The sequence below is a fragment of the Desulfurococcaceae archaeon MEX13E-LK6-19 genome (genome assembly GCA_029637525.1).
Taxonomy (GTDB): domain Archaea; phylum Thermoproteota; class Thermoprotei_A; order Sulfolobales; family Desulfurococcaceae; genus MEX13ELK6-19.
On record CP072660.1, the window covers coordinates 1,791,611 to 1,805,265 of the forward strand.

14 protein-coding genes are annotated in these 13,655 nt (G+C 41.5%); 5 read left to right on the forward strand and 9 right to left on the reverse strand.

Going from position 1 to position 13,655, the window contains the following annotated elements; all coding sequences use genetic code 11:
• Positions 1–3: 3 nt before the first annotated feature.
• Both J4526_09165 and J4526_09170 read left to right on the forward strand, forming a co-directional pair.
• A complete protein-coding gene (locus J4526_09165; protein WFO75221.1) occupies positions 4–2,388 on the forward strand; it encodes a xanthine dehydrogenase family protein in 2,385 nt (794 codons plus the stop codon).
• A gap of 99 nt (positions 2,389–2,487) precedes the next feature.
• Entirely contained in the window at positions 2,488–2,766 is a 279-nt protein-coding gene (locus tag J4526_09170; GenBank protein WFO75222.1) for a hypothetical protein, read from the forward strand.
• 5 nt (positions 2,767–2,771) lie between these two features.
• Here the strand turns inward: J4526_09170 and tsaA are convergent, their stop codons facing one another.
• From tsaA to J4526_09195, 5 genes are all read right to left on the reverse strand, one after another.
• Entirely contained in the window at positions 2,772–3,290 is a 519-nt protein-coding gene (gene tsaA / locus J4526_09175) for a tRNA (N6-threonylcarbamoyladenosine(37)-N6)-methyltransferase TrmO (protein WFO75223.1), read from the reverse strand.
• A 10-nt stretch (positions 3,291–3,300) separates the two neighbouring features.
• Positions 3,301–4,014, reverse strand: a complete 714-nt coding sequence (locus J4526_09180; protein WFO75224.1) for an HAD family hydrolase — start codon at positions 4,012–4,014, stop codon at positions 3,301–3,303.
• Between the two features lie 156 nt (positions 4,015–4,170).
• Positions 4,171–4,806 (reverse strand): uracil phosphoribosyltransferase, encoded by a 636-nt coding sequence (gene upp, locus J4526_09185; GenBank protein ID WFO75225.1) that lies wholly within the window; start codon positions 4,804–4,806, stop codon positions 4,171–4,173.
• Between the two features lie 63 nt (positions 4,807–4,869).
• Positions 4,870–5,283 (reverse strand): hypothetical protein, encoded by a 414-nt coding sequence (locus J4526_09190; GenBank protein ID WFO75226.1) that lies wholly within the window; start codon positions 5,281–5,283, stop codon positions 4,870–4,872.
• A gap of 78 nt (positions 5,284–5,361) precedes the next feature.
• Complete coding sequence (locus J4526_09195) at positions 5,362–6,591, reverse strand: hypothetical protein (GenBank protein ID WFO75227.1); 1,230 nt, start codon at positions 6,589–6,591, stop codon at positions 5,362–5,364.
• 157 nt (positions 6,592–6,748) lie between these two features.
• On the opposite strand from J4526_09195, the gene J4526_09200 reads away from it, so the two are divergent.
• On the forward strand, positions 6,749–7,729 hold the full coding sequence (locus J4526_09200; GenBank protein WFO75228.1) for a phosphoesterase: 981 nt from the start codon (positions 6,749–6,751) through the stop codon (positions 7,727–7,729).
• A 60-nt stretch (positions 7,730–7,789) separates the two neighbouring features.
• Here J4526_09200 and J4526_09205 read toward each other — a convergent pair whose 3' ends face one another.
• Both J4526_09205 and J4526_09210 read right to left on the reverse strand, forming a co-directional pair.
• A complete protein-coding gene (locus J4526_09205; protein WFO75229.1) occupies positions 7,790–8,359 on the reverse strand; it encodes a DUF429 domain-containing protein in 570 nt (189 codons plus the stop codon).
• Positions 8,353–9,732, reverse strand: a complete 1,380-nt coding sequence (locus J4526_09210) for an NAD(P)/FAD-dependent oxidoreductase (GenBank protein ID WFO75230.1) — start codon at positions 9,730–9,732, stop codon at positions 8,353–8,355. The genes J4526_09205 and J4526_09210 overlap by 7 nt, the downstream gene beginning before the upstream one ends.
• A gap of 133 nt (positions 9,733–9,865) precedes the next feature.
• On the opposite strand from J4526_09210, the gene J4526_09215 reads away from it, so the two are divergent.
• Complete coding sequence (locus J4526_09215; GenBank protein WFO75231.1) at positions 9,866–10,666, forward strand: molybdopterin-guanine dinucleotide biosynthesis protein MobB; 801 nt, start codon at positions 9,866–9,868, stop codon at positions 10,664–10,666.
• 17 nt (positions 10,667–10,683) lie between these two features.
• Here J4526_09215 and J4526_09220 read toward each other — a convergent pair whose 3' ends face one another.
• A complete protein-coding gene (locus J4526_09220) occupies positions 10,684–12,138 on the reverse strand; it encodes an AMP phosphorylase (GenBank protein WFO76397.1) in 1,455 nt (484 codons plus the stop codon).
• Positions 12,139–12,435: 297 nt separating this feature from the next.
• Here J4526_09220 and J4526_09225 point away from each other — a divergent pair, with 297 nt between their 5' ends.
• Complete coding sequence (locus tag J4526_09225; GenBank protein ID WFO75232.1) at positions 12,436–12,996, forward strand: hypothetical protein; 561 nt, start codon at positions 12,436–12,438, stop codon at positions 12,994–12,996.
• Here J4526_09225 and J4526_09230 read toward each other — a convergent pair.
• Positions 12,914–13,480: a CBS domain-containing protein gene (locus J4526_09230; protein WFO75233.1), complete on the reverse strand. Its 567-nt coding sequence runs from the start codon at positions 13,478–13,480 to the stop codon at positions 12,914–12,916. The genes J4526_09225 and J4526_09230 overlap by 83 nt on opposite strands.
• Positions 13,481–13,655 lie beyond the last annotated feature (175 nt).

Consider the following 13,655-nt stretch of genomic DNA (forward strand, 5'->3'; position numbering starts at 1 on the left):
ATTATGGCCAAGGCTCCTGAGTATGTACGTATTGTAGAAGAAATATTTGAGAAATTCAAAGGCAAGCCACTATATTATGTAGGCAAACACTCAATTAGATGGGATGCCATCACAAAGATCACTGGCAAAGCAATGTTTACAGCTGACTTCATCAAACTTTACAAGAACCTCGTATGGGTTTATAGTGTCAGAACAAAGTACGCCCATGCATGGATAAAAAGCATTGACGTTAGTGAAGCAGCCAAGTATCCAGGAGTACTCAGAGTAATCACTGCAAAGGACATACCTGGAGTAAACGATGTAGGCTACGTTATACCGGATCAGCCACTTATTGCTGAAAAGAAAGTAAGGTACATCGGCGACACAGTAGCACTAATCGTAGCCGAAGACCCATACATAGCTAGAGAAGCTGGCGAACTAGTACGTGTGGAATACGAGCCACTACCGGTTTACACCGATGTAGAACAAATAATCGACATCATGACACTAAAGGAGAAACCCCATGAGAGAATTCATGAGGAGAGAGACAGCGATATAGTGGCACACTTCAAGATCAGGGCTGGCGATGTAGACAAGGCATTCAAGAAAGCAGACGTCATCGTTGAAAACAAGTACAAGACACCAATGCAAGAACACGCCTACCTAGAGCCCGAGGCAGCACTAGCCATACCAGAGCCTGATGGAGGCATAACTATAATCGCGTCAACACAGTGTCCATTCGATGTAAGAAGAGCTGTAGCCAAAGTACTCAACATGCCTCAAAACAAGGTTAGAGTCATAGTACCTGCTGTAGGCGGTGGTTTCGGCGGTAAAGAAGACGTGGTCAACGAGATTGGTGCAAAAGCCGCTCTCGCAGCATACCTCACAGGTAGACCAGCAATAGTAGTACATACACGTGAAGAAAGCATGATAGGCCATAGCAAGAGACACCCAGCAGTAATGTGGTACAAGCATGCCGCCAAGAAGGATGGTACATTACTAGCTGTAGAAGCCCACATAGTCTTTGACACCGGAGGCTACGCTAGCCTAGGACCATTCGTTGCCTGGAGAGCAACAGTACACGCAACAGGACCATATAAAGTGAAGAATGCGAGGATCGATACACTAGCCGTCTACACCAACACAGTATATAGTGGTGCATTCCGTGGATTCGGAAACCCACAAATACACTTCGCTGTTGAGAGACAGATGGACATACTAGCTGAAGAACTAAAGATGGACCCTGTTGAGCTAAGGCTAAAGAACCTCTTGAGAGCGGGCGATAAAACAGTACATGGCCAGCTATTAACATCAGAACATGGCGTTGGGCTAGAAGAGGCGTTAAAGAAGGCTGTTGAAGCTGCTGATTGGTACAACAAGAGGAAACTCTACAGCAACCAGACAGGAACCATAAGGAAAGGTATTGGCGTAGCACTAATGTGGCATGGCAACTCGATTGGTGTTGAGGGAGCAGACTATTCAAGCGCCACATTAATCATCAACAGAGACGGATCAATAACGTTCAGAACAGGGCTCATGGACATGGGACAGGGCTCACTATGGGGACTAGTACTTATTGCCGCAGAAATCCTTGGTGTACCACCATCCTACTTCAAGATCGAGCAGCCGGATACAGCTAGCACACCCGATGCCGGTCCAACAGTAGCATCAAGAGCTACAGTAATGGGCGGTAATGCTACACTCGTGGCAGCATACAAGCTCAGGAAGAGACTCAATGAAGTAGCAGCCAGAATGCTTGGCTGTAAACCAGATGACATAGTAATCAGAGCACCCGAAGTATACTGCCGTAACGATCCAAACAAGAAGACCACATGGCAAGCCGTTGTAGAACAGAGCTTCTGGGACGGAGTACCACTGCAAGAATTCGGATACTACCGTGCACCACCTGCTAGATGGGAAGAAGAGACAGGACAGGGAGAACCATACATAACTTACACGTTCGGTGCAATAATATCTGAAGTAACCGTAGACATGGAGACTGGCGCAATTAAAGTAGACAGGATCATTACAGCATACGATATAGGCAAAGTAATCAACCCCGTGGGAGCAGAACTACATGCCGAAGGCGGTGCCATACAGGGCATGGGCTATGCTATAATGGAGGAAATAATACATGACAAGGACGGTGTCGTAAGGAACCCGAACCTATCAACATACTACATACCAACAATAAAGGATGCACCAGAAATCATACCAATATTCGTAGAGTCAGGATACAAACGCGGACCATTTGGTGCGAAAGGACTTGGAGAACCATCAATAAACGGTATAGCACCATCAATAGCAAACGCTATATCACACGCACTAGGAATCCACTTCTTCGAGCTACCAATAACGCCACACAAGATATACCTAGAACTCAAGAAGCGTGGATTAATAAAATTCTAATTTCAATATAATTTCTTTTTTATTCTCCTTTCCTTTTCCCTCTTTCTCATCTACTTATAAACTTGTTCTAAACGTAAGTATACATGGAGACTGATAACCATGGAGCTTAGAGTACTGATAACCCCGGAAGAAATAAGCATAACTGGTATAGACACGCACATAAAGTCATACACCATACTCTACAATCTTAGGGACTACATAGAAACAAAGAATAGAAGACTATTAGTTAGCTTCGAAGGTGGGCCGGGACCAGCTGGCGAAGGCATGTGCATCAAGATAAGTATCAAGGGCGAGCCGCTTAGTAGAACGGATTTAAACGCTATCAAGAAGTTTTTTGAGCTACAAGGAGCAAATGTTACAGTAAAAGATTTTGATTAAAAACACTAAATCGGATAGTATTCTCCAGTCTTTTCTTTTACTTTTTCCTTAAATTCTCTAAACCATTGTGGAACATTGATTTCTTGTGGGCAGAAATCTGGAGTGATCGCCCTTATATCGAGAACAGGTGTTCCATCGAATAAATCAAGATTATCTACGTATAGGAATCTTCCTTTCTTCTCAACTAACTTCACCACAGTTAATCCTATAGGATTGGGTCTATGAGGTGAGTCGCTAGCAAAAACACCCATAACTGGTAGTTCTTCAGGGCTAAACCCTAGCCTTAAGAACCTCCTTGGCTTAACCACTAGTACACATCTTTGTTCAGGACGTACTTTATGAAGCCATGTAACCAGTAGTATATGTGAAAAACCTTCAATACCTTGTAGACCCTTCTCGTACTCCGGATAAACCTCTACAATACCACGTAACCCTCCTTTAAACCATGCTTCTTTTACTTCTTCATCACTGGCATCAACATGCACTACACCTATAGGCTTAATGGATATAGTGTACTCCACCATAAGAAACACCCTATAGTTTTTCTAATAGCTCCAAAAGAATACCTAAATCACTAATACAAGGCTCTGGATCTTCATCACTACACCCATTCTTCTTGTATAACACAGTTTTTATGCCGAGACTTCTAGGTACCTCATAGTCTCTATAAACATTATCCCCTACATGAACTATTTCTTTGGCGTCGACACCTGTCAGGTTGATTAAATTCTGGAAGAATACTTGCGACGCCTTGGTGTATCCTATGAGTTGGCTACTTAGAATAAAATCTATGTAATCTCCTATACCAGCTTTGTCAACGAGTCTCAAAGGTATATCGTGACTACCTGTATCAGTTGACAAGACTATCATGTAACCGCGTTCCTTAAGTCTTCTTAAGACATCCCGGTATTTTTCCTCAAAAACAAGCTCATTCACAATACTATTAACATAGCTTTCATAAAGTCTCTGAACAAGACGGGGCTTAGGTATAATACCGAGACGTGAAAGCACTATATGAATTCTATACAAGTGCCATATTTCTCGTTCAGGGCAAGTACGCATATGTTCTTCAGCTATATTATACAAAACACCATATACATCATCAACACTGACATTGTAACCAAGCTCTACAAGAGTTTTCGCAACAGCTTCAGCAGACTTATACAATGTATGTTTCATCCATCCAACTTCGCATCCACGCTCCCAAAATAAAGTACAACCCATATCTAAGCTAATCACTGAAACCACTAATACCACCCTTTCTTATCCCAGGTACTTTGAGCAATAAAACATATTCTTTAAGTTTTTAAGTTTGTACCAGTTAAAGACAGGCAAATAAACACGTCTAGCTTAATTTTAAATAAAAATCAGAAGACATCATTATATGGTATTTTATGCTTTTTCTTAGAAAACAACACCTAATGATCTATCTCCTGCATCGCCTAGACCTGGTACAATGAACCACTTATCATTGAGTATAGGGTCTATAGCGTATGTTACAATGTCTACGTTGGGGTGTCTCGTAGTGATGTATTCTATTCCTGGTCTACTCGATATTATTGTTCCTACAATAATTTTCTTGACACCGCTTTCTTCAAGAAGACTTAGAACTACATCCATTGTCTTCCCAGTGGCAAGCATTGGATCTGTTACGATGGTTGTATAATTGGTTAATTCTTTTGGCAGCCTCTTATAGTAGACTTCAATACGTACTCCATTGTTTTCCTCTATTCTTCGGGCAGCTACAAGACCTAGGCCAGCCCATGGGAGTGTCTCTAGTAACCCTATCGCCATTGGTATGCTGGCGCCAAGTATTGCCACGATTAATAGTTTTCCACGAGGTTTTACACCCTTAGCCGTTGATAATGGTGTTTCTACACTGATTTCCTGCCAGTCTAGAAATCTCGATATCTCGAAGCCCATGTAGTTACCGAGAATCCTCATGTATTCTCTAAACTTATCGGGTCTAGTGTTTCTGTCACGCAATAAGGTTAGATAGTACTTTGCCAAAGGATTATCAATGACATGTACTCTATCCATAAAGCCCTACTGAACTATCTAGAACAGGGAATTAAAGGGTATCGGACTAGTAAAATTGCGTTCTTAAAAATCAACTATAATATCTTTAGGTAAACCATTTTCATAGAACACAGTGATCTTTACTTCGACATCAACCTTAGCTAGTTTATCAATGATACCCATCAACATAGCAAGGCCTTCTAGTACTTTATTGAGTCTCCGGTAGGTTTCTTCAAGTAATGTATAACGGCTACGTGGGCCAGGATTTATTATTATTCTCATACCGTTTACATTAATCATCTTATTCCCAAAGAACTTGTCTTCACCAATAATGTTTTTTAACATGTTAATGAGCTTCTCTTCAGCTTCAGCCCTCTGTTTAACCGTCTCCATTAGCTCCTTTAAAACACTCATATGTTCTCTAATCGCTTTTTCTCGGTTTTTTAAATCTTCTAGGAATTGAGTAAAGCTACCATATTCCTTGAGTTCTACATCCATAAACAACACCAAACATAGGTTAGGGTTTATCCTTAGAAAGTAATGTTTGTAGTACACGTATTTAGTAGATAGGAGTAATCAAAACCATTCATCAATAGCTGCATGTTTTACCTTGTAGACTTTCTTCAATACAACATCAATTATTTTATCCGGCACCTTCATGTTCTTCTTTATGAAACCTCGTAGTTCATCAGGCTTAGGATTCTTGAGAACAGGTTGTTTCTTCAATGCATACTTCACTGTTTCTCTTATCTGCCAGTTGCCTACAGGGAATATGTATTGTGGCATAACCTCTCTGAGAATAACTACTCCAGCCTGCCTCCCAATACTATAGAGGTACTCGACAACACTGGTACGTGCAGCCAAGTAGCCTCCGTCCATAACTGATAACTTCCCGCTGAAAGACTCAGTAACTATAAGCCAGCTGGGCTCTCTACTCGGGTTCCATAGGCTCTTAGGGTGCCATACTTCAATCCATGTACCAGTATACCTGCTTGGATACAATACTATTACGTATTTGTTGTAGAGATACTCGCCGTAAAACACGATAGTATTATCTATCAAGGGCTTGCTGCGTATTACTGACAACATTTTCTCTGTTAATAAAGAGTCTATAGCTGTTATACCCCAACGCGTCGGCACCAGCTTCTTCTGCATTCTCCTCCCGATGAAGCCTAGTGTAAATGCTCTAGTTATAGTGTAGAAGTCTACACCACTCTTATAGAGCTCCCATACTGCATCAGAAGCCTTCACATCATCCCATATAATTTTATCTAGTTTCCTAGGTAAAACAGGGTTACCAACAACCCTCACTTTCTTGGCAGGAGCAGCTGGGCCACGAGGTGGTATAATGGCGTCAAAGGATATTCTTGGTACCGGTTTCTTGCTAAGCAACACTTCTGTGTCCACAGGCTTTACTGATACAGCTGCGAGCCCAACTTCTTTCTCATAAAGTCTCTCCGGCGTATTTACATAACCCGTTAATACTATATTAAGAAGCCTACTCCTAAGCTCCATGATATCTCCTAGAGTCTTCCTCATAAACCATGACACAGGGTTATCGAACTCCTTCGCATTCTCACCATATACACCCGGGGGGACTCCATAGTATAGTCTTACACGTGGATAACCTTTCTCGCCAACGATTACCGAGGGAGGCGTAGAGCCTGTTAGCTCCAAGTTGTTACCAATTCCATGGAGGCTCTGTATGTTAGCACGAAGACTTCTGACAAGAGGGCAGTATCCAAGACCGCAAAGGTTTCTGTATCCCTTGCATAAAATACAGAGGTCTGGTCTGGCGCCGGGCACTATCCTCCAGCCCTATGATTATGTTGTTTCAGCAACTCATATAAACATAGATACTTGTACCTCCTACACCTATAATACTACAAGGATATTTATGACTGAAAAGCAATAGTAGAGCAAAGCACGTAGAACATAATGGAGCAAGCAAGGTGCCATAGCCATGAGGTATATCATAGTAACACATACCGACATGGATGGTGTTGCTGCTGCAGCGATCTACATATACTATACTGCAAGTAAACCCGAGAGGATAATTTTCGCAGAACCATACAATATTGAGAAGAAACTCAAGAAACTACATAATGTGAGTGTAGAAAAGGTAGTCATCATGGATATGGGCGTCAACGCCACTAACATACATGAAGTCGTCTCGATAATCAATGAACTTGTGTCAAGAGGAATTAGTATAGAATGGTACGATCATCATGTTTGGGATCAAGAGTGGTATAATAAGCTTATCGAAGCTGGTGTAAAGTTATTTGTCGATAGATCAACTTGTGCAGCAGGTGTCGTAGCAAAATACTGTACCCCATCTAGGAAAGACGTCGACGAAGTATTCGTGAGGGAATTAGTAGCAGGTGTTTGTGCAGGAGATTTATGGAGATTCGATCATTGGAGAGGACCTTGGTACATGAGGCTTGTAAGGCGCGGTGACCCAACCCAGTGGCGTCTTCATGTGTTAGAAAAAATCTCAAAAGGCATACTATGGGATACCGAGTTTACAGAAAACGTTACAGAGAAAATAGATAGAGAACTCTTATCATACAATATTATTACAGACAAGATCGTTCAAGACATTGTTGACGGCATAAAAATAGCTGTAGCGCCAAAACACGATGGAGTAGAAACAAGCTTCGCAGCAGCATACATACTCGGAAGACTAGGTGCTGACATAGCCTGTATTGTATCGAAAGATGGTAAAATGAGCTTGAGGTCACGGAGAGTAAACGTAAGGGAAATAGCAAAACTGCTCGGAGGAGGTGGGCACCCAAGGGCAGCCGGCGCAAAAATAAAGATCCCGCTAAGAGTAAGAGTAATAGATAAATTTATTGATGGTACATCTGAAAGATATGTATTAAAAACAATTGCAAATACAATAAAAGCCATAGGTTTAAACAAGATAAAGCTAGATAATGATTAGTAAACTGGTATTAAATACGTGGTTTTAAATATAGGAAGATAATTATTCTCCGGACATTGATTATTGTTCTTCGCATAATTTGGGTAGTAAATGTATTTCACCATCAATACTTTTCACAACTACTGCCCGTCCCCGCTGGTAAAACAAAGCTACAAGAGATGCTATGACCGCATCTTCTTCATCACGACTTAGTTTTTTAGTGATATGATACTCTACACCAGCTGCTTCAAGAGCTTCAAGTACATTTCTACAGTTGCTTGACCTGAGAGCACTTTTGGGATGTGTTTCAATTACTCTTATACCGTGATTCTCAAGTTTGTCTTTAATTTCTATAGCTCTTAGTGTAAGCATCTCCATACTTTTCCACCTCGGTGGTAGAACAGGGTATCCTCTTTTCTTCATTTCTATGTCTACATCTCTGAACCATTTTCCCTTTGGTGGAAGTGATAAAGGTGAATCTATAGCCACTACTGTTGGGTTTAGAGAAAGTATGTAATCTAATATCTCGTCATCCGTATAAAGTGTGGTTACCTCAAGCAGTTTTGCTTTATCATACTGTATGCTTATGACCGCTATACCTGATGATCTTCTAGGTGTTCCGGCTAGGTCTAGTCCGCATAGAGTTACCAAGGCACCTTGGGCCCTGGATCGAATCTTATGTAATCCCTGTATTCATTGAATAGCTTATCGACGCGCTTCATCCACTCCATTAGTTTGCTTGGTGTCTCAGGATACTCTTCTGAATAGAGTTTCTTTGCTTCATCCATATACTTCTTTATTATCCTTAGTCTATTGAGAAGACTTGGCCTTCCAAGAAGAACTATTATCGAGCGGAGCGTTCTTATAATATCTTCGGCTAGATTACCCTTCTCACCCATTTCTAGGATCATTCTACCATCTACGATTCTCTTCTTAAACACAAACTCTAAGTCATTCTTCGAGAGTTTCTGCAAATACATCCTTAGTATGTCTAGACTGGCTTGTTTTGCACCATATGCTTTCATGTACTCTATGTTTGCCTCCCACATAGTCTCCTCATCAACCCTACCAGCCTCCAGCGCGTTACCCATGTATTTCCCGACTATAACTCCTGCAAGCATTGAAGAACCCCTACCGCCGCCGTGGACAGGATTTACAGTATATGCAGCGTCGCCGACTACACCCACGTTTCTCCATACAAGTGTTGGTAATGGGCGGCGTGTAGGTACTAGCCCTCCGCCTGCATGAACTACTTTGCCTGGAAATCTCGGTTTAAGGAATTCATCATATCTTTTCTTGGGGTTATAGTTATCAGTACTCCATATAACGCCTAGCCCTATGTTCACGAGAGCACCGTTTTCCTTGGGGAAGTACCACCAGTATCCTCCAGGAGCGATCTCGGGGTTCATGTATATAACAACGTAGTCTTTATACTTCTCTGGAACAGGATTCTCTGGTTTAATCACTTCTCTATAAGCGACATTATAGTCAGTCATATAGGGTTTCTCAGCTATAGGCCAACTATCCGGTAGTTTTAATCTGAAAGCAGGCTTGGCACCACCTGCATCAATAAACGCTTTTGCTTTAATCTCTTTCAGTTCCCCACTTGCTCTATCACGAGCATAAACGGCTTCTACTCTGTCCTCTGATACTTTAACGCCGACAACAATATGTTTGTCAAGGAGCTCTGCTCCGGAGTCAAGAGCATTATGAAGAAGCCATTGACCAAACTTCAAGCTATCAACACTAACTCCTTCACCAGGCACTTCAATCTCATATTCTTCACTAGGACTGACGACTAACGCTCCCTTATAGTAATGGTTTACAACATCACTTGGAGGCTCCCAGCCCAACGTATCAAAGTGATGTTTCCCTATAGCATCTCCACAAGCCCTATCCCCAATTCTATCCCGAGGCTTGTTATCAACTATTAATACTCTGAAACCCTTCTTAGCAAGAACCCATGAAGCAGATAATCCTGCTACACCAGCTCCAACAACAACGACATCATATTCGAGAGCCAATATGGGGTCACCTCGTTAAAATAGAGTAGACCAAGAGAATATAAAGTAGTTGTTTTCCATCACTACACTTAATGAGCCCGGTATCCTAAATACTATGTAGAACGGATAATATTAAAGGAAGAGGTGCTACGTTTTGAACCAAGGGTCAAGCCCTGTTATAGGGTTAACAGCCATATATAGGATTGTTGGTCTTGCCTCGGGTATAGGTAAGACTACTCTCGGTGAAGAAATAGTTAACCACTTGGCTAGAAAAGGGGTTAGACTAGCAGTAATAAAGCAAACACATGAACACGTACTTGACAAAGGTACTGATGCAGTCCGCTATAGGAGCGCTGGTGCTGAGACAGTTGCTATAGCTAGTCCTGAAGTAACACTTGTTCTCATAGAGCCTCTTGGCAATATAAACGAGATAATTTCTATTATAAAGTATTATCCACTTGTCATCGCCGAGGGATTCAAGGGTTCAAGATACGGTAAGGCCATTGGAATTGTTGAGACTCCCGAAGAACTAGAGCAATTGAGGAGTGAGGAAGAGAATTTATGGTTAATAGTGAGCCATGACTTTGATCTTGTCGAGGAAGCAAAGGAGAAAGGATTAAACGCCATACTGTTTGAGGAAACAGATGCTATTGCTGAAGCTATATTCAAAGACGCTATATCAACACTATCATCGTTGTTACCTGAAGAAACATGTAGGCTATGTGGATTATCCTCATGTCTTGAATTAGCAGAGAAAATACTTATCGGAGAGAAGGATCCTCTTGAATGCCCGCTTGCAACAAAAGTCCAGGTTGTAGCCGATGGCAAACCATTAGCCGTAGATCCTAGAGTAGAGAACCTGCTAGTACACTTTATTAAAGGTATAATGCTTGTCACTGATGGAGCTCCTGAACACCCCAAAGAAATAAAGATAAACATTAAATTAAGAGAATAAAGTTGTTTTTAGTAAATTCACGGTAGAACCTTAATAACCATTCCTTCAACTATTATTGGACTGTATCTCGATGCTACATTGAGTGCTTCTTGTAACCTTATTGAGCTACTGCTATAGATTGTTATAAGTGGGTCGCCACGATTTACACGATACCCTATTTTTGCATGTAAGTATACTCCAGCACCTTTGTCGAATGGTGCGCCAGCTGCCCGAGCTATAGCTGTTATAGCAGCGTTGTCTATGTGTGTTACAGCTCCCTCGATAGGTGATTCTATAGTGTATGTGTGGTCGCCAATTGGTATATCATCGGGTTTGACGTTGGGGTCACCACCTTGTGCCTCGATGATCTGCTTGAACTTCTCGTATGAAGCACCTTTTTCGAATAATGACCTAGCGACTTCTACTCCTTTACCTGGAGGTACTTTACCTGAGAGCTCTATTACAAGGCCAGCTATGCTCAAAGCCTTCTCTACTAAGCTCTTACTGCCTCTACGTTCTATGAGTGCCTTGAGTGCTTCACGAGCTTCTAGTGCTGGCCCAGCTGTTCTGCCTATGGGTTGTCCTCCGAATGTAATAGCTACTTTTATATTCATTCCTAGTCTTGCCGCTTGTCTTATGAAGAGTCCTGCAAGCTGGTCCGCTTCCTTCATGTCTTTTACTTTGGCTTTCCTGCCAACAGGTATGTCTATAACGAGATTGTCTACTCCCATAGCTACTTTTTTCGCGAGAATACTTGCTACCATCTGGTGCCATGGATCTATACTGAGTTTTCTCTCGATAGTCACGAAGATATCGTCTGCTGGAGCAAGGTTTAGTCTTCCTCCCCAGGCAAGAGTTGCTCTAACCTTCCTAGCAGCTTCCTTGATTTCCTCTGGGGTCAGGTCTACTCTTGCTAGAACCTCCATGGTGTCAGCAGTTCCGGCAGGACTTGTTATCGCTCTGCTGCTTGTCTTTGGTATAAGTAGTCCTGCAGCAGCAACTGTTGGGACGGCTATTAAAGCGACCTTACTGTTACCTGGGACGCCACCTATACTATGTTCATCGAAGACAGGTTCTTCAAACTCTATTTTACTACCAGTCTCCACCATAGCCTTGATCAAAGCATTTAACTCGTCTTCACTTAACTCGTAATAGAGCTGGCTAGAGAGAAACGCTGCTATCTCTGCTTCACCGAGGACACCGTCAACAACATCTTTGATCAAGGCATATACTTCGTCTTGAGAAAGCCTTTGCCCATGGAGTCTCTTCTGGAGACCAGAGAAACTCGGTGGAACTGGTGCAGGTTTTAAGCCAATAACATCATCTTTACCTATCTTCAGTATACTAGCGACATCACGACTTACAAGAACCTTTCCGGGCTCAATCATTGTTTTTGTTAATGCTACAAAGGCGCCTTTAGATACGTTTCCTTTAATCAATCTAACTCTAGAGCCTGGCCCTAGGCCCAGTTCTATAGCATCCTTTTCATTCATTATAACAATGTTACGCCCAATATCAACATCAACAACATTTGCGACAAAATGCTTTGTCTCTAAATGAGCCAGACTACAACACCTCCAGTACTGCTTATGCGCTATTGTGCAAGGCAAAGCACTAAATTATACACTTGAGTAACTTAAAAATTTTCTTCAGAAAAGGCTTGTCATCGGCTCGCAGCCGGCCAGGAGAGATCATCCCCTGCGGGTCCCTACTCCGCCGTCCACTTCATTGCCTCCACAATATATTCTATAGGGTTTTTAGGAAATATAGTATTTAGGAGAGGGCTTATTATGGCGGAGTTACTGGAAATACCGAAACCGATCAAATACTTGAAGAACAAAGGAATAGAGAACGGTAGGATCTACAGAGGATACCGCCTTGCATCAAAATCTTCTATAGTGTACTATGATGAACAAGGTACCGTGAGAGTTTTTGTTCCAAGCCAGAGACTAGGTAGGTTAAGACCTGTCAAACCGATACCTCACATGGATCTCAAAGCATTAGCTGAAGGTAGATACAAACAGACAGTATCAATTAAAGGCAAACTTCCTGTAGAACAACAATACTATGTTGTAGAATTGACTCCTAACGAGTTCAGGTGTAATTGCCCTGATACTATCATTAACAAAAATCCTTTATGTGTACACAAGATAGCCGCATTAATTAGAGTCTATATAGACCTTGGGGAAAACTATATTGAAAAACATTATGGCAGAATAACTAGAGAGCTTGCAAGAAAGTATAAGGAATGGAGAAAAAGAAGATTACTTAGAAAGCGACCTGAAAAGGCTCGCCGAGAAGGAGACTTAACAAAGATCTTGCAAGATGAGAAGCGGTCAAAACAGTCTTAAGCCTCTTCTTATCGTCAACAACAATTATGACTGAAACATTCAGTGAGCGTATCAAATTAAGTATATCCTTTATCTTATTCTTCTCAGTGACAACCAAAGGTCTATCTTCCATGATTTTCTCTACGGGTACATCAAGAGCTTGTTCTATCGGTATATTTAGTCTAGACAAATTAAATCCTGCTATAAAGAACGAGTATCTTTGTCTCCTACTAAATGTTCTTAGTAGCTCGAGCTCGCTGATGTAACCTATAGGACGGCGCTCTTCATCAACAACAATTATTAGAAGAGGATGACCTGTTGCAATAGCTTTCAATATATTGTATAGTTTCGTTCCTTTTCTCGCGACTATATAGTGTACCGATGGTGGTCTAAATTTTGCTAAGAATTCTCCAAGAGTCATATCTAGAATTTTATCTACATCAGACTTACCAAATACTTTCTGCCTTGCAACGCTATCTCTTTTCTCTCTAACAGTCTGCCTCATTGTAACCATCCAGTCTTCTCGATGAATAACTAGGACATTATTCGACAATATATACTGTGTTTATTGGGAATTAAATGGTTTCCCCGCAATTTCTTAACTGATCCAGAATTTATTGCTCTTTATTGCTCTAAGAGTATATTTAGTAGCACATATAATAAACATAGTATTTGTCTAC